The 24792-nt window shown below is 67.9% G+C and carries 23 protein-coding genes; 9 read left to right on the plus strand and 14 right to left on the minus strand.

Annotation, left to right across the window (positions count from 1 at the left end; genetic code table 11):
- Nucleotides 1-20: 20 nt before the first annotated feature.
- The 5 genes from AC4D2O_RS04635 to AC4D2O_RS04655 form a co-directional block, all read right to left on the minus strand.
- Entirely contained in the window at nucleotides 21-719 is a 699-nt protein-coding gene (locus AC4D2O_RS04635; RefSeq protein ID WP_490905435.1) for a phosphoribosyltransferase, read from the minus strand.
- 57 nt (nucleotides 720-776) lie between these two features.
- Nucleotides 777-1502 carry a hemerythrin domain-containing protein gene (locus tag AC4D2O_RS04640; RefSeq protein WP_490905436.1) on the minus strand — a complete coding sequence of 242 codons (726 nt, stop codon included), beginning with the start codon at nucleotides 1500-1502 and terminating at the stop codon, nucleotides 777-779.
- Between the two features lie 172 nt (nucleotides 1503-1674).
- Nucleotides 1675-2703 (minus strand): thermonuclease family protein, encoded by a 1029-nt coding sequence (locus AC4D2O_RS04645; RefSeq protein WP_490905437.1) that lies wholly within the window; start codon nucleotides 2701-2703, stop codon nucleotides 1675-1677.
- A gap of 762 nt (nucleotides 2704-3465) precedes the next feature.
- A complete protein-coding gene (locus tag AC4D2O_RS04650; RefSeq protein ID WP_490905439.1) occupies nucleotides 3466-4143 on the minus strand; it encodes a class F sortase in 678 nt (225 codons plus the stop codon).
- Nucleotides 4144-4182: 39 nt separating this feature from the next.
- On the minus strand, nucleotides 4183-4653 hold the full coding sequence (locus AC4D2O_RS04655; protein ID WP_490905440.1) for an excalibur calcium-binding domain-containing protein: 471 nt from the start codon (nucleotides 4651-4653) through the stop codon (nucleotides 4183-4185).
- A 627-nt stretch (nucleotides 4654-5280) separates the two neighbouring features.
- Between AC4D2O_RS04655 and AC4D2O_RS04660 the strand changes: the two genes are divergently transcribed.
- Nucleotides 5281-6228: a GmrSD restriction endonuclease domain-containing protein gene (locus tag AC4D2O_RS04660; RefSeq protein ID WP_490905442.1), complete on the plus strand. Its 948-nt coding sequence runs from the start codon at nucleotides 5281-5283 to the stop codon at nucleotides 6226-6228.
- A gap of 74 nt (nucleotides 6229-6302) precedes the next feature.
- Here the strand turns inward: AC4D2O_RS04660 and AC4D2O_RS04665 are convergent, their stop codons facing one another.
- Nucleotides 6303-7205 carry an aldo/keto reductase gene (locus AC4D2O_RS04665; RefSeq protein ID WP_490905443.1) on the minus strand — a complete coding sequence of 301 codons (903 nt, stop codon included), beginning with the start codon at nucleotides 7203-7205 and terminating at the stop codon, nucleotides 6303-6305.
- A gap of 104 nt (nucleotides 7206-7309) precedes the next feature.
- Between AC4D2O_RS04665 and AC4D2O_RS04670 the strand changes: the two genes are divergently transcribed.
- The 3 genes from AC4D2O_RS04670 to hxlA all read left to right on the plus strand — a co-directional run bounded on the left by AC4D2O_RS04670 (nucleotide 7310) and on the right by hxlA (nucleotide 9543).
- Nucleotides 7310-8161, plus strand: coding sequence for a helix-turn-helix transcriptional regulator (locus AC4D2O_RS04670; protein WP_490905444.1), 852 nt, complete (start codon nucleotides 7310-7312; stop codon nucleotides 8159-8161).
- Nucleotides 8162-8297: 136 nt separating this feature from the next.
- On the plus strand, nucleotides 8298-8873 hold the full coding sequence (hxlB, locus tag AC4D2O_RS04675) for a 6-phospho-3-hexuloisomerase (protein ID WP_490905445.1): 576 nt from the start codon (nucleotides 8298-8300) through the stop codon (nucleotides 8871-8873).
- A 46-nt stretch (nucleotides 8874-8919) separates the two neighbouring features.
- Entirely contained in the window at nucleotides 8920-9543 is a 624-nt protein-coding gene (hxlA, locus tag AC4D2O_RS04680; RefSeq protein WP_490905446.1) for a 3-hexulose-6-phosphate synthase, read from the plus strand.
- A 53-nt stretch (nucleotides 9544-9596) separates the two neighbouring features.
- On the opposite strand, the gene AC4D2O_RS04685 is transcribed toward hxlA, so the two are convergent.
- Entirely contained in the window at nucleotides 9597-9869 is a 273-nt protein-coding gene (locus AC4D2O_RS04685; protein ID WP_490905447.1) for an ATP-binding cassette domain-containing protein, read from the minus strand.
- Between AC4D2O_RS04685 and AC4D2O_RS04690 the strand changes: the two genes are divergently transcribed.
- Together AC4D2O_RS04690 and AC4D2O_RS04695 are read left to right on the plus strand one after the other, a co-directional pair.
- Nucleotides 9868-10485, plus strand: a complete 618-nt coding sequence (locus tag AC4D2O_RS04690; RefSeq protein ID WP_490905448.1) for an FMN-binding negative transcriptional regulator — start codon at nucleotides 9868-9870, stop codon at nucleotides 10483-10485. The genes AC4D2O_RS04685 and AC4D2O_RS04690 overlap by 2 nt on opposite strands.
- On the plus strand, nucleotides 10482-11996 hold the full coding sequence (locus AC4D2O_RS04695) for an amidohydrolase (protein WP_490905449.1): 1515 nt from the start codon (nucleotides 10482-10484) through the stop codon (nucleotides 11994-11996). Before AC4D2O_RS04690 ends, AC4D2O_RS04695 begins: the two co-directional genes overlap by 4 nt.
- 45 nt (nucleotides 11997-12041) lie before the next feature.
- Here the strand turns inward: AC4D2O_RS04695 and AC4D2O_RS04700 are convergent, their stop codons facing one another.
- A complete protein-coding gene (locus AC4D2O_RS04700; RefSeq protein ID WP_490905450.1) occupies nucleotides 12042-13220 on the minus strand; it encodes an epoxide hydrolase family protein in 1179 nt (392 codons plus the stop codon).
- A 205-nt stretch (nucleotides 13221-13425) separates the two neighbouring features.
- On the opposite strand from AC4D2O_RS04700, the gene AC4D2O_RS04705 reads away from it, so the two are divergent.
- Nucleotides 13426-14715 (plus strand): M20 family metallo-hydrolase, encoded by a 1290-nt coding sequence (locus AC4D2O_RS04705; RefSeq protein ID WP_490905452.1) that lies wholly within the window; start codon nucleotides 13426-13428, stop codon nucleotides 14713-14715.
- Nucleotides 14716-14771: 56 nt separating this feature from the next.
- Here the strand turns inward: AC4D2O_RS04705 and AC4D2O_RS04710 are convergent, their stop codons facing one another.
- From AC4D2O_RS04710 to AC4D2O_RS04720, 3 genes are read right to left on the minus strand one after another with little or no spacing between them, the layout of a single operon-like run.
- Nucleotides 14772-16067 (minus strand): ArgE/DapE family deacylase, encoded by a 1296-nt coding sequence (locus AC4D2O_RS04710; protein WP_490905453.1) that lies wholly within the window; start codon nucleotides 16065-16067, stop codon nucleotides 14772-14774.
- On the minus strand, nucleotides 16057-17382 hold the full coding sequence (locus AC4D2O_RS04715; RefSeq protein WP_490905454.1) for an MFS transporter: 1326 nt from the start codon (nucleotides 17380-17382) through the stop codon (nucleotides 16057-16059). The genes AC4D2O_RS04710 and AC4D2O_RS04715 overlap by 11 nt, the downstream gene beginning before the upstream one ends.
- A gap of 2 nt (nucleotides 17383-17384) precedes the next feature.
- Nucleotides 17385-19064, minus strand: coding sequence for an amidohydrolase (locus AC4D2O_RS04720; RefSeq protein ID WP_490905455.1), 1680 nt, complete (start codon nucleotides 19062-19064; stop codon nucleotides 17385-17387).
- A 105-nt stretch (nucleotides 19065-19169) separates the two neighbouring features.
- Between AC4D2O_RS04720 and AC4D2O_RS04725 the strand changes: the two genes are divergently transcribed.
- Nucleotides 19170-20372 carry a PucR family transcriptional regulator gene (locus AC4D2O_RS04725; protein ID WP_490905456.1) on the plus strand — a complete coding sequence of 401 codons (1203 nt, stop codon included), beginning with the start codon at nucleotides 19170-19172 and terminating at the stop codon, nucleotides 20370-20372.
- A 60-nt stretch (nucleotides 20373-20432) separates the two neighbouring features.
- Here AC4D2O_RS04725 and AC4D2O_RS04730 read toward each other — a convergent pair whose 3' ends face one another.
- The 3 genes from AC4D2O_RS04730 to AC4D2O_RS04740 all read right to left on the minus strand — a co-directional run bounded on the left by AC4D2O_RS04730 (nucleotide 20433) and on the right by AC4D2O_RS04740 (nucleotide 23298).
- Nucleotides 20433-20906 carry a cupin domain-containing protein gene (locus AC4D2O_RS04730; protein ID WP_490905457.1) on the minus strand — a complete coding sequence of 158 codons (474 nt, stop codon included), beginning with the start codon at nucleotides 20904-20906 and terminating at the stop codon, nucleotides 20433-20435.
- Nucleotides 20907-21028: 122 nt separating this feature from the next.
- On the minus strand, nucleotides 21029-22156 hold the full coding sequence (locus tag AC4D2O_RS04735; RefSeq protein ID WP_490905458.1) for a hypothetical protein: 1128 nt from the start codon (nucleotides 22154-22156) through the stop codon (nucleotides 21029-21031).
- A gap of 107 nt (nucleotides 22157-22263) precedes the next feature.
- Nucleotides 22264-23298 carry a LacI family DNA-binding transcriptional regulator gene (locus AC4D2O_RS04740; RefSeq protein WP_490905459.1) on the minus strand — a complete coding sequence of 345 codons (1035 nt, stop codon included), beginning with the start codon at nucleotides 23296-23298 and terminating at the stop codon, nucleotides 22264-22266.
- A 219-nt stretch (nucleotides 23299-23517) separates the two neighbouring features.
- On the opposite strand from AC4D2O_RS04740, the gene AC4D2O_RS04745 reads away from it, so the two are divergent.
- The gene (locus AC4D2O_RS04745; protein WP_490905461.1) at nucleotides 23518-24780 is read left to right on the plus strand and encodes a M20 family metallo-hydrolase; all 1263 of its coding nucleotides are present in this window, start codon (nucleotides 23518-23520) and stop codon (nucleotides 24778-24780) included.
- Nucleotides 24781-24792 lie beyond the last annotated feature (12 nt).

A 24792-nucleotide genomic window follows, 5' to 3' on the forward strand; every position in this document is an offset into this window, starting at 1 on the left:
ATGCCGGTGGCTTCGGCCTGCTACTGCCCCTGGCGCGGACCAGGACAACCACCGTCGACACCACTCCGTGAGCGTGCCGCGGCGTCGAGCAGCTTGACCACTTCGTCGTCCTCGGTGGCTGAGAAGTCGTTGTAGTAGCAGCCCACGGCCTCGAATCTCCGCGGTGAAACGAGGCTCACGATCTCGTCCGCCTCCGTGAACGAGGCCACCGTCGATGCCGGCGCTACTGGTACCGCCAGGACCACCCGTGCCGCGCGGAGTTGCTTTGCCACCTGGCATGCCGCCCGCGCAGTGGAGCCGGTGGCCATGCCGTCGTCCACGACGACGACGATACGCCCGTCGACATCTGTCCGGGTTCTTCCCTGCCGGTACCGGGTCCGGCGCTCCTCCAGGAGGTCGCGTTCATTCGTCTCAACCGTTCGCAGGTCCTCCTCCGTGACATGAGCCTGCGAAAGGACGTGCGCATCGAGGATCCGGGTGCCGCCCTCCCCCATGGCGCCCATGGCAAGTTCTGGCCGGAATGGAACTCCCAGCTTCCGCACCACGATCACGTCCAGTGGCGCACCAAGGATTCTCGCTACCTCGAAGGCGACCGGAACACCGCCGCGGGGCAGACCCAGCACCACCACGTCCTGACCCCGTAGCCCTGCGAGCCTGTGTCCCAACCGCCGTCCGGCGTCCGTCCTGTCCATGAAGGTTCGGGACTCCTTCTTCGGCACGCTATCCTCCTCGGGTGGTCGGCGCTTCTATCCGGAGTCTGCCCCCTTCAGGGCGGTTCACAACGTGTCGGGAATGACTCGTCCCGGGAAGAGCGTGGCGTACTGCTTCCGATACATTCGGCGCCCCACGAGTCGGTAGGCGAGACGGACCGGCGGCGGGATCTCCCTGAAGAACTTCTCGCGCTCGCCGGACGGATTCGTGGCCAGCACCATCCCGAGGTACCCGACCAGGAACTTCTTGTCGAACGTCTCCACGCCGTGCTTCCCTATCTCCTTCCCCTCCTTCTCGGTCATCACTCGGTCCACAGCGGGCATCACCTCGGTGACCTCGCGGCGCAGGTGCACCTGGAGGACAGTGGATAGCTCCTCGTACCGATCAGCGAGGTTCGCTCTCACGCTTGCATCGGCTGTCTCCATCCAGCCCAGGCGGACCGGCTCGATACTCTCGAGCCGTTGCGTGACCTGCCTGTGCTGCCCGAGCATTTGCTCTATATGCAGGGCGCACCCCGGTGCTCGCTCCGCAAGCCGTGGGTACATGAGGAGGTCCTCGCCTTCATGATGCACATGAAGCACCTTGTCGAAGTTCCCCAGTACCTCGCCCACGTAGGCGGCGCGGGCGGTGTCGCAAGGTTCGACGGATCTCACCAGGCCGGGCGCCTCGCCGTACGCCCACAGGAAGAAGCGGTGGATGCGCCGCATGCTCGCCGAGCCGGTGCAGAGAACGGGCCCTGATGGCACTGGCGCTGCAGTCTCGCCGAGTCTCATGGTGAAGAAGTCGGTCATGGGATTGCCCCTCACGAAGTTGGTCGAGACCAAGTCCTTCCCCGGCAGGATCATAGGCTTCGCACCCAGCCCACACAATGGCCCGCCAGCGCCCTGCGGGCACCAAGGCCGAAGGCATAGTTCGACGAGTGCTCACCTCGAAGGACGGGTGACGTGTGACCACGCCTCAGGCTCAGCAGGGACGCCAGCTCTTCCCGCCCGGCGCGTAGCAACGGGGTCCGTTGTAGCCGGGGTAGGGATTCCCGGCCGCAGGGGGAGCGGGAGGGACGTACTGCTGAGCGGGCGGGGTGTACGGCGCGGGCACAGGCGGGAGGTTCCGGATTCGCTCCTGCTCTGCGGCAGCCGCCGCTTCGGCTGCCAAGCGATCTGCTTCGGCACGAGCGTTGGCTTCTGCCTGGATTCGTTCGGCTTCCACCCGAGCGGCTTCTGCGGCTTCCGCCTGGATTCGTTCAGCCTTGACCCGTGCGGCTTCTGCCACCCTCGCTGCTTCTGCTTCAGCGGCTGCAACCCGCGCAGCCTTCTCGGCCTCCTGGAGGGAGGAGGCTTTCGAGTTTGCGGCAGTCAGCGACTCCTCGCCCTTGGTGATCTGACTGTCCAGCTCACGCGCCAATTCTGCAGCGCGGTCTACTCCGAGCGCGAGGACACGGACGGTGTCCTTGCCTGCTTCGAGCGCTTCCCTGGCGGCTTTCGCGGTCGTCAGGGCTGCGAGGATGCCGGCGGCGGTTGCAGCGGCTGTTGTTCCTGTTTCACCGACCGGTTCCTCGACGGCTGCAGCGAGCTCCTCCAGGGCCTCGGCTGCCTCTGACGGGAGGGTGCAGCCCTCCGCGACGTCCAGCAGTCCGACGCTCGCTGTCGTGGCCTCGTTGTACGCCGCTTGCACCTCGTCGTAGTACTTCTTGTTCGGCTCGATGAGGATTGGAACGCCCAGGCCCGCCCGGGCGAGTTCCGCGTTGACCAAGGTCTGATCCTCGATGAACACGGCGGCCAGCACGCGGTCGTACTTGTCCGTCCGCTCGATATCGAAGTCGAGTCCGACCTTTGTTCCGGGAGGCGTCAGCGATTCAAGCTTTTGGGTGGCCTCCGGACCGAGGCACTCGACGGGCTTGTCCGGATCCTTCGTCTCAGGCGTGTCCACATTCAGGAGGCGAACCGTCTGGTCTTCGCCGTCAAAATTGATGACGAGGGTGTCGCCGTCGATCACTCGCACGACGGTGCCGGGCTGGTAGTCGGCTGCCGGCCCGCTGGACGCCTCGGGCGCGGTGCAAGCGGTCAGCGTCGAGGCTAGGACCACGACGGTCAGGAGTGCTGCCGGTGCGAGCCGGCGGAAATGAGAATGGTTCATCGATCTTCTTCTGCAGGTATGAATGCGGATGCTGTGATGGCTGGGACTGCGTCCTCCGGCCAACAATGCCGCTGGTTTTGATTGTCACCCCCCGGACGTGGCTCTGCCTGAAACTCGATGCCCAAAGGCAGCCGCAGAGAGGATGACATCAAAGATCTAGCACAAGTCCGATGTTCTGCTTATCGAGCCACTGACGGTCCTGGAGGCGGCATGCATCCGGCCGAAGGAGGCTTCCGATGATCTGACCCCGTCGGGAGCGCTGATTCTGTGAGGTCGCCTCCAAGGTGGACTTCCTCTCCGCATTCCACGCGCGTCCTCTGTCGGTCGTCAATGCTGAGCAAAAGCTGAGCTTGCACAGAGTCGCCGGATGGCTATCGGCCTTTGTGCCCGCTTCGGTGGCATGCCGATCAGCGAGCTGTACCTGCTGTACGGGCAGGCGCACACACGTCGCTGCACAACCCAGTCGTGTCGTACTGGACGACCGAGCATTCTGAGGGGTGGCTCGTAGGAGTCTGCTTTCTCCCGCGGTGACTCGAGCACAGAGGCAGCTGTCTGCCGCACCGGACAGCAGGTTGTCAGCGCGATCGAGTGGCACTCCTAGGGAGGTGCTAGTGGCTGAACCTAAGCTGCAAGGGTTGCGTAAACCACGTAGTTGTCGTCGAACAGGCCCGTTTCGGGATCGTAGCCGTCGCAGGTGATGAGGCGCAGTTCGGCTCCTGCGGTGTTGCCGTAGACCTTCTGCGTCGGGAAGTCATCCTTCGCGTACTGCTCGCCGCGTTGGAATTCGAAGGTCGCTGTCGAGCCGTCCTCGCGAATGACATCGATGGTATCGCCCGGCTTCAAATCGCGCAGTTCTGCAAACACTCCTGGTCCACCGTCGGTCGCGTTAACGTGGCCCAGAATCACCGCAGGTCCGAGTTCGCCGGGTGTAGGGGAGAGGTTGTACCAGCCAGCGGGCGCCCCCGGGTCTTCCGGAGGGACCTCGAGCGATCGGTCGTCCTGCAGCCCGAGTGACATCAGATCTGTTGCGATGCCCTCCGATGGAACGCTGAGGAACACCGGCCGGGAGGCGGGCAAGACCTGTGGCCCGGCGGTTGTAGGCAGCGTGTCCTGGGCAGCTGCTGTCGCAGCGGGTGACGGGCTAGCAGCCGGGGCAGCGGCTGACGGGCTAGCAGACGGGGCGGATTGCAGGGCTGAGACGTCGGCTGCTGGTTGTCCGGCGCATCCGCTGAGGAGGGCAACGGCAATCGCCGCAGAAGCAACAACGCTTCTGCGGCGATTCCCAAGTGAACTCGTCATGGTTCCTGTGATCCCGACTAGTTCAGTAAGCGAGTCTCGCTACGCCTGGGCGCCGCGACGACGGACCGCGAAGGTGCCGCCGGCCACTGCTGCCAGGACGAAGCCGGCACCCAGCGCAAGAGCGCCCGTGTTGTCGGTGGTGTCCTGTGCGACGCCGGTTGCTGCACCGCCGACGGGCATCTGTGCGACCTGCGGGGTCTGTGTGACGACGCCGGGTGCGGGTGCGGGTGCGGGTGCCGGTGCAGGTGCCGGTGCCGGTGCCGGTGCCGGTGCCGGTGCGGGAGTTCCAACCGCTGGGACGCTTGCCGGATCGCCTTCTTCGCAGGCGACGCCGTCCTTATCGCGATCAGAGTTCTCGTTGTAGAACGGCGAACCGAACGGAATGTTGACCTGACCGGCATTCCGAGCCTCTTCGCAGTTCTGGAACGGCGCGGCCATCGCGGGCGATGCTGCGAGACCAGAAAGAGCGACGGTTGCTACGAGGCTGAGACCTGCGGTAATTTTCTTCATTCGTTCCCCTTGGAGATAATGCGAGGTGCCCCTTCAAACGAGTTGTTGCCGAGGCGAATAACATCCAAGTTTTAGCACACTCTTATACTTCTTATCGAGATGTCGCGAACCGAAACTTGTCGATGATAAGTCTTCGGCTTCCAGGTCCTTCGTAGTGGGCGAACCTTCGGTTCCAGACTTCTTCCGATCCCTTAGCGATTCAGCAAGCTGACGGCGCTTGCCCGAACACGTGACAGGCCTGACGGCCACGTTTCGACAACGTGCTACCAACGCGCCCTGTATTCTGCAATCACTTGTCTCACTACGATGCCGCCCATCTCTGCGGTGGCATCGATACTTCCGGGGGTTCCCATCAGTCTGTTTCAGCATCCGCCTGCCCAAAAACGGTCGAGGCGTCACATGGCGCCATGGTCCGCGCCGCTCCTCGCGGGAGCGGCAACTATCGCCCTCCTTGCAGGATGTGCCACTGCACCGGCTTCGGACTCGGCCGCTGTCGCCGAACCGGCCGTGCAGGCTAGCCAGTCCAGCACGGCAACGGCGTCCGCGACGCCGTCCGCAACGCCATCCCCGACAGCGAGCCCGACGCCGTCGGACGTTGCCCCGTTGGATTCCGACACGGTCCCGGACGTGACCGGCACGCCCCGCGCGCCGTCGGACCAGCCGGCCTTCGACACCACGGCGCTCGCGCTTCTGGAGACACTGCCAGTCAAGGGCAGGGCTCCGAAGACGGGGTACGACCGCGAGCTGTTCGGCCAGGCCTGGGCCGACGTCGACCGCAACGGGTGCGACACCCGCAACGACATGCTCAACCGCGACCTGACGGACATCGTCCACGCCAACTCGGTGCCCTGCAAGGTGCAGTCGGGCCTGCTGGACGACCCGTACACAGGGACCGAGATCCCGTTCCTGCGGGGACAGACGACGAGCACCAAGGTGCAGATCGACCACGTCGTCGCGCTGTCGGACGCCTGGCAGAAGGGCGCGCAGCAACTCACCGCCGAGCAGCGCGTCGCCTTCGCCAACGATCCGCTGAACCTGCAGTCCACGGACGGCCCCACCAACCAGCAGAAGAGCGACGGCGACGCCGCCACCTGGCTGCCGCCGAACAAGGGCTACCGCTGCGAGTACGTGGCGCGGCAGATTTCCGTCAAGGCGACCTACACGCTGTGGGTCACCCAGGCTGAGCACGACGCCATGGCGGGCATCCTGTCCGATTGCAACGGCATCCTCGCGCCGACCAATCAGATGGCGCCATCGGTCGCCGCTCCGGCGGAGCCGGTCGAGGAAGCAGCTCCGGTCGTGGAGCCCGTAGCTCCTGCCCCGGCACCTGTCGTGCCGGAACCGGTCGCGCCGCCCGTCGTCGCCCCCGCTCCGGTAGTGCCCGCTCCGGTGGCGCCTGCACCTGTCGCACCGGTCGCCCCGGCACCCGCGCCGGTGGCTCCTGCCCCGGCAGCGCCTTACTACGCGAATTGTGATGCGGTCCGCGCAGCGGGTGCCGCTCCGATTGCGGCTGGTTCGCCCGGTTTCCAGCCGAAGTTCGACCGTGACAACGATGGGTGGGGCTGCGACAGCTAGCAACTCTCACCAGGACGAATGAAGGCGGGCAGTCACCCAGGTGACTGCCCGCCTTCGTCGTTCGAGTTGAATCCCTACATGCTCCAGGGCTCCGCGTGGATGTCCGTCTCGTCGGACCAGCGGCGCTGCAGGGCGAAGAGTTCGTCCACGATGTCCTGCGGCAGCGGCGTGATGTCCTGGCTGAAGGAGAGCAGTTCCTTCAGGTTCTCCTCGCGGCTCGTTGAGCCCACGGTGGAGACCACCTGCGGGGTGCTGTGGGCAAACCGGATGCAGAAATCCGCCCAGCTCGCGACGCCTGATCGCTCGAAGATCGGCGCTACCTCGACGGCACGCTCCTGCAGGTAGGGCTGCCACGCAGCTCCGGGGACGTCGCGCAGGGTATGTACGGGCGCGCCGGCCACGGTGCGCATCGAGATGATGGCCTTGTCCTGTGCCAGCAGTTCGTCCCAGAGCTCGTTGGAGGCGAAGCGCTGCAGCGGATTGAGGTAGAAGATATAGCCGTCGATCAGCCCGTCCAGATGCCCGGCCCGCAGCGCCGCGAGGGGCGCCTCGGAGGTCCAGGGGAAGATCTCGAGGACGAAGCGACCTACGAGGCCCTCGTCCTTGATGCGCCGCAGATCGGCGAGGGTGGGCCCGCCCGTGACCATGTCCTCCGCGAAGGCGCCTGCACCGGTGAGCTGGCCGATGTCGATGGAGCTGATGCCCAGGGGCTCGATGTTCTCGGCGATCGTCGCCCGGACGTCGTCGGCCGTGCCGCCGCCGAGCTTCACGATGACGGGCGGGATCTTGCTGGGCTCCTCGGCCAGGGCGGCACCGAGGACCTCGAGGGCGTGGTCGTACTGGCGTGAGGTGTGGAGCCAGAGACCGGCGTCGATCGCCGTGCGGGCCATGGCTGCCTGCTGCTCGCGGGGGACGTCGTCGTGCCCGAGCCGCGTGGTGCCGTAGATGTACGGGGGGAGGTCTGCCAGAGGTTTCATTGCCTCAGGCTACCGGCCGCAGGAGGCAGCGGAGAGGAATCTCTCCTTCGTCCAGCCGTGGGACTCGCCGATACGGCGCGATCAGGTACGGCAGAATGGCAACCATGGACCGGGCCGCAGAGATCTCAGCTTTCCTGCGCTCGCGACGCGCACGGCTTTCACCCGCGGACCTCGGTGCTCCGTTCGACGGCAGGGTGCGCCGCGTGCCCGGTCTCCGCCGGGAGGAGGTGGCGCGGCTCGCGGGGATGAGCGCCGACTACTACATGCGGATCGAGCAGGGCCGCGGGGGTGCGGTGTCCCTCGAAATCATCGACTCCATCGCCCAGGCCCTCCGGCTCGACACGGTGGAGCGGAACCACCTCCTCAACCTGTGCGGCACCCCGACGCCACACCACGCGCCCACGTACGAGCCGCAGCGCGTGCGGCCCGGACTGTACGACCTGCTGTCCGTCATGGAGTCGGTTCCCGCGATCATCCTAGGCCGCCGAACGGACGTGCTCGCCAGCAACCGCCTGGCCCGGGCGCTCATGACCGACTTCGAGGCACTGCCGGCCACCCACCGCAACTACGCGCGCTTCATCCTGCTGGACCCGAAGGCCCGGGAGCTCTACCAGGACTGGGAGCAGGTGAGCGAGCAGACCACCGCGATGCTCCACCTCGACGTCGGACGCTTCCCGGACGACCGCCGGCTCGCCGAACTCATCACCGACCTCCGCGAGGGCTGCCCCGAGTTCACCCGCTTCTGGGACGACCAGAACGTCCACGAGAAGGACCAGGGCGAGATCCGCTTCAACCACCCGGTGGCCGGCGAATTCGTGCTGCACTACCAGACCCTCCTGGTCCCGGGCGAGGCGGACCAGAGCGTCTGCACCTACTACGGGGCCCCGGGCTCCAGTAGCGAGGCCACGCTCGCGCGCCTGGCGCAGGGAACGTCGTCGTTGCCGGCCAACGCCTGACACCTGTGGCGTGGTTCACGGATCTGCCTAGCCCTGCGCAACCTAGGTTCAGCGGGGTAGGGCAAGCGTCCTGACGGGGCGTACCGGGGTGATGGACTGGAGTCCGGACCAACCCCGAACGGCAGGAGCCCCACCGATGACCGCAGCACCCGACAACCCCTCGGTGCCCGTCAGCCTGCGCCTGCTCCACGAGGAACTCGTCGCTGCCGCAGACGGCCTGCAGGACGACCAGCTCGCCTCACTCGTCACCGAGATCCAGCAGGCCGGTCGCGTGTTCGTCACCGGGGGAGGGCGCAGCGGTCTCGCCCTGCGCATGCACGCCATGCGCCTCATGCACCTGGGCATGACCGTCCACGTGGTGGGCGAGACGACGACGCCGGCCATCGGCGACGGCGACCTGCTCCTAGTTGCCTCCGGCTCCGGGACGACCGCGGGCGCTGTCTCCGCGGCCAGGACGGCCGGCGACGTCGGAGCCCGCGTGGCAGCCCTGACCACCGACGGCGAGTCGACACTCGCGAAGCTCGCGGACTGCGTGATCGTCATCCCGGCCGCGCAGAAGACAGACCACCGCGGGACGGCCTCGCGCCAGTACTCGGGCAGCCTCTTCGAGCAGTCCCTTCTCCTGGTGCTCGACGCCGTCTTCCACACCCTCTGGCAGGCCGACGGCACCCCTGCCAAAGACCTCTGGCCCCGGCACGCGAACCTCGAATAGTGCGCGCCGCACCCACCGACCGATTCCGGCTATCAAAGGACACCTCATGAAACTGCAACTCGCCATGGACGTACTGACCGTCGAAGACGCCCTCGAGCTCTCCGGGAAGGTCGCCGAGTACGTCGACATCATCGAACTCGGTACCCCGCTGGTGAAGAACGCGGGCCTCTCCGCCGTGACCGCCATCAAGGAAGCCCACCCGGACAAGATCGTCTTCGCGGACCTCAAGACGATGGACGCCGGCGAGCTCGAAGCCGACGTCGCCTTCAAGGCCGGCGCCGATCTCGTGACGGTCCTCGGGGTCGCCGACGATTCCACCATCTCCGGAGCCATCAAGGCCGGCAAGGCCCACGGCAAGGGCGTCGTCGTCGACCTCATCGGCGTCGACGACAAGGCCGCCCGTGCCAAGGAAGTCACCGCCTTGGGCGCCGAGTTCGTCGAGTTCCACGCAGGTCTCGACGAGCAGGCGCAAGAGGGCTATGACCTCAACACCCTGCTCACTGCCGGCAAGGAGTCGGGTGTCGCCTTCTCTGTCGCGGGCGGCGTGAAGCTCGCCACGCTCAAGGACGTCCAGGCCTCGGGCGCGGACGTCGCCGTCGTCGGCGGTGGCATCTACAGCGCCGACGATCCCGCGAAGGCAGCGAAGGATCTGCGCGACTCGATCGGCTGATCGACACGCTCGAGCAGGAGAACAACGAATAGGCCGGCCCCTCGGGGCCGGCCTTACCGTTTTGTCGGGGCTGTGCGAAAGTACATCGCTACACGTTGGCGCTGGCCGCCCGACAGCTCGTGCGGGTACCGCCCAACCCACGAGGCAGGCAGTTCGACAGCCTCGAGTAGTCGATCAACGCGTGCAGAGAGTTCAGTGCCGCGCAGGCGTTCGTGGACCCGGAGGGGTTCGCGGATCGACTGGCCGATGGTACGGCGAGGGTGGAGTGCGGCAGTCGGGTTCTGGAACACCACCCCGAATCGGTTCCGTGACAGAGTGGCAGGCATGCGCCACACGCCACACTTCGTCCTGTCCGACGTCGGCGAGGTCAAGAGACTCGTCCGCGAGAATCCCTGGGCGACGATCGTGTCGTCACCGGCCGGCGGACTCGTGGCGTCGCACTACCCGGTGATGCTCGAGGAGACGTCCGACGACAGCATCAGCATCATCAGTCATGTCGGGCGCCCCGACGAGCAGCTGCACGAACTCGGCGACCACGAGGTGCTGGTGATCGTCCAGGGCCCGCACGGCTACATCTCGCCCGGCTGGTACCCCGAGGACCAGATCGTCCCGACGTGGAACCACGTCACCGCACACCTGTACGGGAAGCCGGAGATCCTCTCCGACGAGGAGAACTTCTTGATGCTCGGCAAACTGGTCGACACCTTCGAAGGCGTCATGCCGGAACCCTCCTCCCTGACCCTGGACCTCGACGGATCGCGCCGCATGGCCCGGGGGACCGTGGGGATCCGCCTGGTGGTGACCCGCTTCGACGCGCGGCTGAAACTCAGCCAGAACAAGGATGCTGCGGTGGTCGGGCGGATCATCGACGAGCTCGAGCACGATGGGCACTACGCGAACCCGGCCCTCGCCCGCGAGATGCGGCGTGCACGGCGAGGATGAACAGCGCGGTGGGTGGCGTCCTTCTTCGTTCCGCGCGCCTGGTCGGGACCCCCGGTGAGCCAGTGGACCTCCTCGTCGAGGACGGGATCATCACGGCTGCGGGCGAGGGCCTGGAGCCCGGCGCGGCCCGGACGGTGGATCTCGGCGGACGGTGGGTGTCACCGGGTCTCTGGGACTCGCACGTGCACATGGGCCAGTGGGCGCTCATGCGTCAGCGCCTCGACCTGTCCTCGGCGACCTCCGCCGCCGGCGCCGCAGAACTGGTCGCCGGACGCCTGCGCTCGATGCCACCGGCGGCCGGACAGCCCCTGATCGGCTACGGCTTCCAGGACGGACTGTGGCCGGACGCCCCGACGCGGGAACTGCTCGACGCCGTCGGGGCCGACGTGCCCGTCGTGCTCGTCAGCAAGGACCTGCACGCGGCGTGGCTCAACACCAGGGCCCTCGCTCTCCACGGGCACGCCGACCACCCCACGGGGGTGCTGCGCGAACAGGCCGCCTTCGATGTCAACGCCCGCATCAGCTCGGTTCCCGACGAGCACCTCGACGGCTGGGTGGCGGAGGCGGTCGACGCCGCGGCCGCCCGGGGCGTCGTCGGCATCGTGGACCTCGAGATGACCCTCTCCCTCGACCGGTGGGCCCGCCGTGTGGCCGGTGGCATTCGGGGCATGCGGGTGCGGGCCGGCGTGTACCCGCACGATCTCGACGCCGTCATCGCGCGGGGCCTGCGCACCGGGGACGCCATCGAGGGTACGGAGGGCCTGGTGACGATGGGCCCGTTCAAGATCATCATCGACGGTTCGCTGAACACCCGGACCGCGTTCTGTCACGCACCGTATCCCGGCCTCGACCGTGCCCGTGAAGGCCGGGGGATCTGCACGGTCGAGCGCGACCGGCTGGTCGATTATCTCCGGCGTGCGTCGTCGGCAGGCCTCGTGCCGGCGGTCCACGCGATCGGGGACGCGGCGAACTCCCTCGCCCTCGACGCGTTCGAGGAGGTGGGCTGCGGCGGAAGCATCGAGCATGCCCAGCTGGTCGACGAGGCCGACTTCGGACGCTTCGCGCGCCTCGGCATCACTGCCAGCGTCCAGCCGGAGCACGCGATGGATGATCGCGACGTCGCGGATCGGTACTGGCCGGGGCGGACACACCGGGCCTTCGCCTTCGGGAGCCTGGTGGCAGCGGGCGCGGAGGTCAGGCTCGGCTCGGACGCGCCGGTCGCGCAGCTCGACCCGTGGGTCTCGATGGCCGCCGCCGTGTCCCGTGCACGGGACGGGCGGTCACCCTGGCACCCTGAGCAACGCGTGCTGTCGTCGGTTGCACTCGCCGCGTCCACCGACGGGCACATGGTGCTTCGGCCGGGGTCCGTCGCAGATCTCGTGGTCACCGAATTGGACCCGCTCTCCGCCGACGACCACCAGCTGCGGACCCTCGCCGTGTCGGCGACCATGCTCGGGGGCCGGTGGACGCACTCCACCCTCGACGGCGACGCCGGAACCGTTCAACGCTGACGGGCGGCGCCGCAGGGATGTCCGCTTTCCGACGAGGTGAGGCCCCTACAGCTCGCCGAAGAACGTCCGCACGTCTTCGACCAGCAGTTCGGGCTCCTCGAGCGCCGCGAAGTGCCCGCCGCGGTCGACGTCGGTCCAGCGGGTCACCGTGTTCTCCCGTTCCACGTAGCTGCGGATGGCGATGTCGTGTGCGAAGTTGATGACCGCCATCGGCACATCGCTCTTCTCCTTCGCCGTGCCCCACCCGCTCGACTGCCCATACACGGTCAGCGCCGATGAACCCGCCGTGCGCGTGAACCAGTAGAGGGAGACGTTGGCGAGCAGCAGGTCGCGGTCGAGGATCTCGAGCACGTCCCGCTCCACCGGCCACGTCCAGGCCTGGAACTTGTCCATGATCCAGGCCAGCTGCCCCACGGGGCTGTCGGTGAGCAGCGTGCCGATCAGACCGGGGCGCGTGGACTGGATGGAGATGTAGCCGAACTGCTGCCACATGAATGCCTCGATGTCGGCGACGGCACGTTTTTCCCGCTCGGTGAGGCGCGCGAGGTCCTCCTCGGCGAGCGGGAGTTGCGGCATGGGGCCCGTGGTCCCGTTGATATGGACCCCGATCACCCGGTCTGGCGCCACCCTCGCCAGCTCGGGGGCCAGCCCGGCGCCGTAGTCGCCACCCTGCACGCCGAACCGCTCGTAGCCGAGGCGTGTCATCAGTTCCGCATAGGCACGGGCCACGCGGGTGTCGTCCCACCCGCCGTCGGCGAGGGGACTGGAGAACGCGAAGCCCGGGGCCGAGGGGATCACGACATGGAACGCCGTGCTTCCCGGACTGCCGTGGCTTCCCGGCGCGGTGAGGGGACCGATCAGGTCCACGAATTCCAGGAACGAGCCCGGCCACCCGTGCGCCAGCAGGAGGGGTACGGCGTCAGGATCCTCGGAGCGCACGTGGAGGAAGTGGAGCGGTTGACCCTCGATCGTCGTCGTGAACTGCGGGACATCGTTCAGCCGCTGCTCGTAGGCGCGCCAGTCGAAGCCGTCCCGCCAGTAGTCGACGAGGCCGGCCAGCCAGTCCTGCGGCACACCGCGGTCCCACGCCGACGGTACGCCCCACTCGCTCGCTGCGGGCGGCAGCGGCGCGGGATAGCGGGCCGCCGTCAGGCGCCGCTGCAGGTCGTCGAGGTCGTCCTGCGGGATGTCGATGGTGAACGGCTGGATCTCTGGAGGAGTCATGGTCCATGGTCCCGCGCGATGCGGACGCCTTCGGTCCTCATAAGCGTCAGGGACATAGGAACGTGGAACCACGTACTCGGCCGAGGTAGATGATGTGTGAAAGCACACTGCCACCACTCCAGGCCGTGGGGAAACGCCATCCCCGCAGGGCGTAGGCACTGGGACGATGGGATGGACACCCGATCCCGCGTCAGAATGGACAGCCATGGGCAACGAAGCCGTAGCCAACCCGGACCCGTCGACCTTCGAGGGGAGGGACGCCGTCTTCCTCCAGGACTTCACAACGCTCTGCACCTTCGGCGCTACGCCCGGCGGGGGAGTCGAGCGGCAGGCGGGCTCCCCGGCGGACGGAGAGCAGCGGGCCTGGCTCACCGAACTGCTCACCGACGAGGGCTTCACGGTCCGCTTCGACCGGATCGGCAACCAGTTCGGGCTCCTGGAGCTCGTTCCCGGCGCACCCTATGTCCTCGTCGGCTCGCACCTCGACTCCCAGCCCTCGGCCGGCCGGTACGACGGCGCGTACGGGGTGCTCGCTGCCGCCCACGCGGCCTTCGCGCTCGCTGAGGAGTGGCGTGCCGCCGGTGACACCCCGCGCTACAACCTGGCGGTGGTGAACTGGTTCAACGAGGAGGGCGCCCGCTTCAAGCCCTCCATGATGGGCAGTTCCGTCTTCACCGGCAAGCTGCCCCTCGAAGACGCACTCGCCACCGAGGACCCCTCCGGGGTCCCCGTCCGGGATGCCTTGGCAGCCACGGCGAGCCAGGGCACGCTCGACGGACCGAACCCGGCCTACTATGCCGAGATCCACATCGAACAGGGCCGCGGGATGGAGCGCGACGGCGTCACGATCGGCGCCGTCGAGTCGAACTGGGCAGCCAACAAGTACGAGTTCGTGGTGCACGGCGAGCAGTCCCACACCGGCTCGACCATCATGGCGGACCGTCAGGACGCCCTCCTGGGGGCGTCGCTCCTGGTGGTCGCCGCCCGGGACGTCGCCGACCGGTTCCCGGACGGCGTCCTCCACACCTCGGTCGGGCAGCTCGACGTCTACCCGAACTCGCCCGTCGTCGTCGCGTCCCGGGTGACGCTGCTGCTGGACCTCCGCTCCGCCGACGAGGAACTCCTCGCCGAGGCCGACAGGGCTCTGCACGAGCAGCTCCGGGTCATCGAGGAGCGCGCACGGGTGCGCATCGAGAAGACCGGCTCGCACTGCTGGGGGGTCACGCCCTACCAGTTCGAGGGCGTCGAGCTGGCGGAGAAACTCGCGGCGAACCGGGGCCTGAAGCACGCCCGGGTCAAGACCCTGGCGGGCCACGACTCCACGAACATGAAGGACATCGTCCCGACCGTCATGCTGTTCGTCCCCTCGGTCGACGGGATCTCGCACAACGAACACGAGTACACCACCGACGAGGACATCGTGGACGGTTTGCACGTGCTGACCGACGTGGTCCGCGCGCTGTGCGTCGGGGAACTCGACCAGCCGACGGCCTGACCCTCACACGAAAGAGGAGCCCTGCCATCGGCAGGGCTCCTCTTGTCAGCTGCAGCTCAGGCGGTCTCGGACACCCCGCACCATGTGGCGATGAACAGCGCGATCGTCTTGGTCACGTTGCGGACGGATTCCACGGAGACGCGCTCGTCGAAGCCGTGGATGGACTCCGACGTCGGCCCGTACACCAGGGCGGGGATCCCGGCGTACAGCGAGAACACGCGTCCGTCGAGGTAGCCCGGCGTCGTGAAGCTCTGCAGTTCCGCGCCGGTGACGTCCTGATGCGCTGCCGCCAGGGCCTGTTCGGCCGCTGATCCCTCCTCGAGGACGTAGCCCTCGGAGAAGAATCCCGTGCGCACCGCGGAGACATTCGCCTCGCTCTCGATCGAGCGCAGGCAGTCCTCGATCTCCCGCCAGGCGTCCGCGGCCGAGGTCCCGGGATAGAGGGATGCCCGGACGTCGAACTCGCACCAGGAGGGGACACTCGAGGGCCAGTCGCCGCCGGCGATGGTGCCGATATTGAAGTTGATCGGATGCTCGAGGTCCTCGAAGTACCGGTGGTTGCCCTTGTCCGCGTTCCAGCGGTCCTGCACCGTGCGGAGCTGCTGCATGACGGGGTAGGCGGCATCGATCGCGTTGAACCCCGAGGCCATCTCCCGCACGTGCGTGGGCTGGCCCGAGACACGGACCCGGAACCAGATCACGCCGACGTTCGCGCGGACGAGCATGTCCTCCTCCGGCTCGGGGATGACGACGGCGTCCGCGGTGTAGCCGCGCTGCAGGGCCGCGAGGGACCCGTTGCCCGTGCACTCCTCCTCGACGACCGACTGCAGGTGGATCCGTCCCTGTGGCGACAGGCCCGCGGCGCGTACCGCGTCGAAGGCGAAGAGGTTCGCCGCGAGCCCGGCCTTCATGTCCGCCACGCCGCGCCCGTACATCCACCCGTCGATGACCGGTGCGTCCCAGGGGCTGCGCGACCACGTCTCCTCGGGACCGGTGGGGACGACGTCGACATGACCGTTGAGGATCAGCGATCGACCCTCCGCGGACCCCTCCGGTGTGTAGGTGCCGACGACATTGGTGAGGTCCTCGAACGCCACGGTGGTGGGGCCGTACCCGACATGGCCGGACAGGGACTCCTCCTCGAGCTGCCACCGGTCCATCTCGAGGCCCCGCTCCTGAAGGGCACCGAAGAGGAGGTCCTGGGCACTGGACTCCTGGGCCCTCAGGGACGGGTGACGGACGAGCTCGGCCGTGAAGGCGAGCTGACGGTCGAAGGCGGCGTCGACGGCGTCGAGGATCCGCCGGCGCTGCCCGTCGTCGAGGGGGACGCCTGCTGTCGGGCTACTGAACAATGGCCTTGTCCTTCACGCGGAGGCGCTCGCCGAAGAAACCGCCGGCGGCGGTGATGAGCGAGACGACCATGAGCAGCAGCGCCGCGGTCCAGGACCCGCCGCCGGTGGCGCCCTGCAGCGCAACGGCGATCAGCGGGAGGAATCCGCTCAGTGCGCCGGCGAGGTTGTAACCGAGCGCCACGCCGCTGTAGCGGAGGCGGGGAGGGAACAGTTCGGTGAGCAGTGCGCCGGTGACGGCGTAGGCGATGGACAGGAACGCGATGCCGAGCGTCACGGCGAGGACGATGGCCGCGGGGTTCCGCGTATCGATGAGCCAGAACAGCGGGAAGGCGGCGGCAGCCGTGACCAGACCGCCGATGAGGGTCATGCGGCCGGGGCCCACGCGCTCGCTGATGCGGCCCATGACGAGCACGACGCCGATCTGGAAGACGGCGGCGACGAGCGTCGCGTTGACCATCAGTCCGCGCTCGAGGCCGAGCGTGGTGGTGCCGTAGCTGATGACGAAGGTGGTCATGACGTAGAACCCGCCGACACCGAGGAAAGCAGCGGCGACGGCGACGATCAGGCGACCCCACGCGTGGCGGAAGACCTCCAGGGCGGGGATCTTCGCGCGTTCCTCGAGCTTGACGAGTTCACGGAAGATCGGCGATTCCTCGACCTTGAGCCGGATGTACAGGGCCACGAGGAGCAGCGGGAACGCGGCGAGGAACGGCAGGCGCCATCCCCATGAGTCGAAAGCCTCCGAGGGCAGCAGCAGGACCAGCGCGAAGGCACCGGAGGACATCAGGGTACCGACGGGGGACCCGACCTGGACGAGCGCGGCATAACGGCCGCGCTTCTCGATCGGCGCGTGTTCGACGGCGATGGTCATCGCGCCGCCCCACTCCCCGCCGACGGCCAGTCCCTGCATTAGCCGCAGGATCGCGAGCATAATGGGCGCCGCGAGGCCGATGCTGCCGAAGTCCGGCAGGAGGCCGATGAGCCCGGTGGCGCAACCGATCATCACGATGGTGATCAGCAGGGCCGGACGGCGACCGACGCGATCCCCGATGAAACCGAAGAGGACGGCGCCCAGCGGACGCGCGGCGAAGCCGACGCCGAAGGTCGCGAAGGCGGCGAGGGTGGCGGCCGTGGGGTCGAGGGTCGTGAAGAACAGGCGGTTGAACACGATCGCCGCGGCGGTGCCGAAGAGGAAGTAGTCGTACCACTCGAGCGCGGTGCCGACGAACGCGGCGCGGGCAATCCTGCCGGCGTCCGCGCCGCTTACTTTCGGGATGGCTGGCGGTGCGGTGGAGCTTGCCTCGGAGGGTTGCATGGTCAGACTTCCTGATCGGAGGGTTGCGGGGAGGGGACGGGAACGGCCGTCCTGGATGAAAGGAATGCTTCGCCGAAGACGCACTCGCCTCCGACGACGGTCGCGAGGACCTCGATGGCTCCGATCCGGTCCGGGTCGACCCGCGCGGGGTGCTCGGACAGGACGACGAAGTCGGCGAGCTTGCCCCGTGCGAGGGTGCCGCGGCGCTGCTCGTCACCGGCGGCCCAGGCCGCGTCCACGGTGTAGGCGCGCAGGGCGGTCTCGGCGTCGACGCGTTCCCCGGGAGCGACGACGGCACCCGACGAGGTGCGCCGCTGCACCATCGACTGCATGCCGAGCAGGGGGGCGCCGGTAGCGACAGGGCGGTCAGAGCTCCCCGGGACACGGACGCCCTGTTCGAGGAAGGATCGGTGACGGTACACCCACGGCTCGCGGTCGGGGCCGACGGCTGCGGCCATGGTGTCGCCGACCTCGAACAGGAAACGCGGTTGCGGGACGGGCGTGATGCCGAGTTCCGCGAATCGTGCGAGCTGATCGGGGCGCACGATGCCCGCGTGCTCGATGCGGTGGCGGACCTCCGGTCGGGGCACCTGGTGCTGCGCTGCCTCGAAGGCGTCAAGGGCGACGTCGACGGCGGCATCCCCGATGGCGTGTGCGGCGACGGTCCACCCGGAGCGGTGGGCGGCGACGATGCGCCGGGTCAGCTCCTCCATCGAGAGCTGGAAGTCGCCGGTGCCGTGCGCATGGTCGCAGAACGGCTCCGTCACGGCAGCGGTGCGGCCGATCAGGGAGCCGTCCACGAAGATCTTCATGGGACCGATGCGCACGTCGTCGTCCCCGAATCCCGTGGCGATGCCGAGGTCCAGTCCGAAGGTGATGCCATCGTCGTCATGCGATGACACGGCATGCAGGGCATCACTGGCCACCATGAGCTGGACGCGCGTCTTCAGCTCGCCCTGCTGCCGGGCGAGGGTGTAGGCCGCGAGCTCGACGGGGCTACGCCCGATGAGTCCGCCACCGATGCCCGCTTCCACGACGTGCGTCAGGCCCTCGGACGCGTACACCTCGCTGGCCGCTGCGATGGCGTCCGCAAGGTCCGCTACGGGATAGGGCAGCACGAGCGCGGTCACGAGCTTCTGGGCCTGTTCCTCGAGCAGCCCCGTCGGGCCGCCGGTATCCGTCACGACCTTCCCGCCCTCCGGCGTCTCCACCGAGCCGTCGAGGACGCCGGCCAACTCGAGGGCGAGCGAGTTCACCGAGCACATATGGCCCGACCGGTGCTTCAGCCAGACCGGACGCCCCGGCGCGGCGGCGTCCAGCAGCGTGCGGTGCGGGTGGCCACCGAGAACGGTGTCGTCATAGCCGGAACCGACGAGCCACTGCCCCTCGTGCAGCATCGCTCCGAAGTTCTGCACCGCCGCGGAGACCTCGTCGAGGGTGCGGCACCCGCTCAGGTCGAGCTCTTGCAGGGACTGCCCGAACCAGGCCATGTGGTTGTGGGAATCACCAAAACCAGGAACGACAACGGCCTGGCCGGCGTCGATCGTCCGCTCCGCCGGAAGTTCGGTGACCTCGTCGTCGAACCCGACGATGAATCCGTCGAGGACGCCCATCGAGTGCGCGGTGGGCCTGTCATCGCTCAGCGTGAAGAGCTGTGCATTGGTGACCTTGAGGTCGAGCATCGTTTTCCTAGAGTGGGTGGGGCTATTCGATTCCTATCAGTGTGGTCTCCGTCACCAGCAGCCACAATGGAGGGATGGCACACACTCCAGCCCTAGGATGGGCAAATGCCCAAATCCTCTGACACACTGGCGGCCGAGGAGCGGTCGGTACTGTCCGATGTCGTGTCCCGCTGCCTGGCGGACATCGACGGCATTGCCGAGCGGTTCCTGATCGATGTGCAGGACATCGAGGGCTACGCGGGTTCGCCTGTCCAGGACCAGGATTTACGCGAGACCGCCGTGGCTTCGATGGAGTTGCTGCTGCGGATGATCGGCGGACTGCCGGTGCCGGAGCGTTTGGCACGGATGTCGGATGCCCTCGGTCATCGCCGGGCGGGCCAGGGCGTTCCACTGGAATCGCTGCTGCGGGCAGTGCGCATGGATTTTCGCATTCTCTGGACCGAGATGCTGGCACGGGTGCCCGCCGCGTCCCTCTCCGATTTCACCCAGGACGCCGTGCGCGTCTGGGAAGCCGTCGAGTTCCATGTGACCCGCGTGCACGCCGGATACATGGACGAACTCGCGTCGATGGCCCACGAGAAGGAACAGCAGCGGGCGTTCCTGCTGTCGCGGCTGTTGTCCTCCGACGGCCGTGACCCGCAACTGCTGGGGCAGGTCGCTCGAGCATTGGGGGTGTCGCCGCAGGGATCGTTCGTCGTCGCGGTCGGGGCGGAGAGCGCGCGCAAGGAGTTCCGGGCCGGCGTCGCCCAGGCGCAGGCGGAGGAGTACCTGCACGAGCGCGACGGTGCCCTGATCCTCATCCTCGAGGACCGGCGTCCGCCGTCCGGCAGGGTGGGCCCGGCGGTGCCGGCCTGGCTGACCAAACTCCGGTGCTTCGTGGCACCCGTGGCGGAATCCCTGGCTGAGGTCCCGACGATGGTCCGTGTGGCGCTCGAGGCGGTGGCCGTCCTCGACCTGGCCGCACCCGGGCACCAGACCATCCGGCAGGCCTGGGGCCCGGTGGCAGCCGAGCGACTCGGCGAGTTCGGCGAGGTGCTCGCGGAGGCAGTACTTGCACCGTTGGCGCGCATCCCGGCCGCGGAGGCGGACCGTCTCGTGGAGACCGCCCTCACTTACGTCAGCACCGGGTCGGTGTCGCGGGCGGCGCAGCAGCTGTACTGCCACCGGAACACGGTGCTCAACCGGCTGGCCCGCGTGCACCAGCTGACCGGGTACGACCCGGCAGTTCCTGTCGATGCAGCCACACTGATCGCCGCACTGAACTGCCGCGTCCAGGCGCAGGCAGGAATCGACGCTCCCCGTCACTGATTTCCGTCGTCGTTCCCGGTACGGTCGGCGGTTGCGTGACCGGATCGGGAACGACGGTGGCTAGGCGCTCTCCTCGCCCTTGTCGTCGACTTCCTCGACCCACGACGGCGGCTCGTCGCGTCCCTGCTCCTCGTCCTTCTCGGCGTCGTCCGCCGTCTCCTGCACGATGCCCTGGGCGTGGTGCGTGGGTGCGTAGACGGCGTAGAGACGCAGGGGTTCGTCCCCGGTGTTCTCGACGTCGTGCCACGTGCCGGCGGGCACCTGGATGCTCCAGCCGTCCATGACGTCCTGCTGGAACGAGAGGTCGTCCTTCGAGGGCCCCATCTTGACGCGGCCCTTCCCGGCATCGATGCGCAGGAACTGGTCGGTGCCGTGGTGCACCTCGAGGCCGATCGCATTGCCTGGCTCGATCGACATGAGCGTCACCTGCAGGTGCTTGCCCGTCCAGGCGACGCGACGGTAATCAGCGTTCGCCGTCGTTGCGCTCTCGATGTCGAACGCGTTGGGGTTCGGTCCGTTGTCAGTGATGTCCATGATCGCATTCTGTACTATTTCCGCACGAGGTCGCCAGATCGAGGAACACGTTGTCGAGTCGGGAAAGCGCAGTACGCGCGGTTGAAAGGGTAATCGTGGACCAGTGCCCGGCTGGTCGCGGGCTACCGGGCCACGAGTTCGAACGGCGACGACGGCGCCCCGGTCCACCGGAACAGGTCGAGGACCGCGGTCTGCCTGGTCACGCCGTCCTCGACGACCCGGCCCTGGGTGGCGATGTAGAAGTAGCCGTTGCCAAGGGACTCGAGTCCGACGTCGGCGGTGAAGTTCCAGCCGCGGATCCCGGTGGGTTCGTGGTGCAGGCCCTGCTCGAGGAGGGGAAGCAGGAGGCCTTCCTCGAGGGTCTGCTGGCCCTCGATGACGCCGCGGACGGGACGGGAGGAGCCGTCGATGGCGAAGAGCGAGTAGTTGGGGAAGTGCTCCTTCACGCCCTTGTAGACGCCGAGGAGCCAGGTGTGGGTGAAGGCGTCGTAGTTGAGGTTCTGCACGCCGTAGGTGGTGTTGCCGGTGCGGACGAAGTACTTGCCGTCAGGGGTCGTCGGTCCGCTGGCATGCGGGGCTTCCTGGGTGAGGGGCCGCTCGTACTTCCTCCAGCGCGTGACGTCGTACTGCAGGAGTACCTGGTGGTCGTTGTCCGCGCGCTCGGTGTTCGAGTAGATGCCGTAGGCCACCGTGAGCAGCTGCTTGCCGTTCTTGCGGCCGAACGCGGGGCCGAAGGTGACGCCGTCGATCCCGCTGCTGCCGTACCGGTGATCCGGGGTGTCGGCGATGTTGCCGTCGAAGACGCCGTCGCCGTCCATGTCCGCCGTGAAGTCCTGCACCACCTCGTCGAGGTGGACGGCGGTGACGATGCCGTCCGTCTCGGCGTCCATGTCCATTCCGGTGATGCGGTCGACGTCGAAGATGGCGATGTAGAAGGACTCGGCCTCTTTGTACTCGAGCGACCCGTAGACGCGACCGTCCTTCTCGTTGAAGTCGAGGTCGCCGAGGTGCCCGGTGAAGCCGGTGACGGTGCCGAGCACGGTCCCCTCGAGGTCGGTCTTCACGAGCATCGTGGTGAAGGAGTAGTAGACCACCTCGTTCTCGGTGTCGACGGCGATGCCCTGCACGTGCCCGGCCGGCCAGGCGCCGCCGTCGACCGTGGCGGGGAAGTCCTCGACGGCGGGCTTCGCGGAGCCGGTCACGAGGACCGCGGACAGGAGGACGGACAGGACGCGGACGATGGCCTTCATGGAAGCTCCTGGTCAGGCAGTGGTGGTGTCACCTCCACGCTGTCGACACCGGGCCACGGGGGCGTGGCGCGGATGGAACCCGAAGGTGAACAGCCCGCGAAGTTGCGCTAGGCCCGCAGGGCAGGGGTGGTTGCCCGCACCACGAGCTCCGGCGGCAGCAGCACGCCCTGAGCGGCTTCACCCCTGAGGGTCCTCAGGAGGACATCCACACTCAGTGCCCCCATCGCCCTGAGATCGCTCCGCACGGACGTGAGGGGAACGGGAAGCGTGGCAGCCAGGTCGAGATCGTTGTAGCCGATGAGTGCCACATCCTCGCCGACCCGCTTCCCGGCGTCGCGGATGGCCCCCATGGCGCCGAGGGCGAGGAGGTCGTGGACGGCGAAGATGGCCGTCGGTGGATCCGGTAGCCGCAGGAGCCGGTTGCCCGCCTCCAGCCCCGAGGGCGTGCTGAAGGTCGACTGCACGACGTAGGAGTCGGGCAGGGGGTGGCCGGCGGATTCGAAGGCCCGGCGGAAACCGAGTGTGCGCTCCCGGCCCGTACTCGCCAGCTGGTCTCCGGCGATCACGCCGACCCGACGGTGCCCGAGGCCGAGGAGGTGTTCGGCGGCGAGCTGCCCGCCACGGTAGTCGTCCGTGGTCACGGACAGGTGCCCCTCGAGTTTGCGCATGACGAGGACGTACGGGACGCCGCGGGCCCGGAGCTCATGGGCGGCGGTGTCCCCGATGTGAGAATCGCCGATGATGACGCCGTCGATCCGCCGCGAGAGCATCGCGTCCAGGCGCACACGGCGGTGCTCCGGGTCATCCAGGGTGTTGGCGACGACGGTCCCGTAGCCGGCAGCACTGGCCGCGGCGTCGATGCTCTCGTAGATCGACGCGAGCACGAGGTCGGTGAGACGGGGAACGAGGACGCCGATCAACCGGGACGACCCGGTCCTGAGCCCTGCCGCACCGACATCGCGCCTGTACCCGAGGGCAGCCGCGAGGTCGCGCACCCGCCGTACGGTGTCGGCGCCGATGCCGGCCGGGTCGTCACTCAGCGCCCTCGACGCCGTCGAGACATGGACCTGTGCGTGGCGAGCGACGGTCGTGAGCGTCACGCGGCGTGCCGGTGCCGGCTGCCCGCTGGGATCTTCCTTCATCGCCCTGAGTCTAGGACTGCTGCGGCTGCGCCTATCGCCCCTCACTGTGACTGTCGCAAAGGTTTGCGCCGGACGAGGGCCAAAAAGGGGTGGAGTGAAGCTTTCACCTCGCGGAAACATTGACGAAACCCACCACTTGTAGTGTGATGAGCACCACATTCGCCCCGCAGATCTTCCTGCAGCGGGATGCGCAAACGATTGCACGAAGGACTGATATTCATGTCCCAGACGATCTCCTCCGAGACCCTCGATCGGCTCAGTACCGGCGTGGCGGAGCTCTCCGCCTTCCGCGACGGCGACCGTCCGGGCTGGACCCGGGAGGTGTTCAGCGAGCCGTACCGGGCGTCGCGGGACTGGACCGCCGCCCGCATGCGTGAAGCAGGACTCGACGTCCAGGTGGACGCGGCCGGCAACATCGTGGGCCGCCTGGCGGGCCGCACGCCGTCCGCTCCGGCGCTCGTCACCGGGTCGCACACCGACACGGTGGACGGCGGCGGGCGTTTCGACGGCATCGTCGGCGTCCTCGGGTCCATCGAGGCCGCCCGGCTGCTGCAGGAATCCGGGAAGCAGCTCGAGCGGGACCTGCTGGTGGTCGACTTCCTCGGCGAGGAATCGAACGTGTTCGGCCTCAGCTGCCTCGGAAGCCGTTCCGCGGCGCAGGAACTGACGCCGTCGGACCTCGAGCGGCGCGACTACCGCGGCGTCACGCTCGGACAGGCGTACGCCGACTACGGACTCGACCCCTCCCGGCTGCTGGACGTCCCCTGGGCGAAGGACCCCTTGCACGCCTTCGTCGAACTGCACATCGAGCAGGGCCCCACCCTCGAGAAGCGAGGGCTGCCCCTGGGTATCGTCACCGCCATCACCGGGATCGAGCGCTTCATCGCCACCTTCGCCGGGTCCGCCGACCATGCGGGAACCACCTCGATGGAGGACCGCCGGGACGCCATGATCGCGGCAGCCGAAGCCGTCCTAGCGGTACGCGCCGAGGGGTGCGGCGCACCCACTCACGGCGTCGCGACATCGACCCGCGTGGAATCGGAATCACGGTCACCGAACGTGGTGCCCTCCCTCGTCCGCATGTACAGCGAGGTCCGCAGCGTCGACTCCTCGTGGCTGTCCGGCGTCAAGGGCCGGCTCACCGCGGAGATCGCCGCGAAGGCGACCGATCTCGGCGTCGATGTCGGCTTCCAGTGGTCCACCGACAACACGGTGGTCCAGGCGGACCGGGGTGTGCAGGACGTCGCGGGCGCAGCCGCAGACGGGCTCGGACTCCCGTGGATGCCGATCCCCAGCGGGGCCACGCACGACGCCGTGCACATGGCCTCCCTCGCCCCCATGGGCATGATCTTCATCCCGTCGAAGAACGGCAAGAGCCATTGCCCCGAGGAGCTCAGCTCTACCGAAGACATCGCCGTCGGCGTACAAGCGCTCGTGGCGACCCTCGGACAACTCGACGGCGACACACGCCTGACCGCCTGACCGACCGACCTC

This window comes from Arthrobacter sp. TJ-238 (assembly GCF_058269215.1).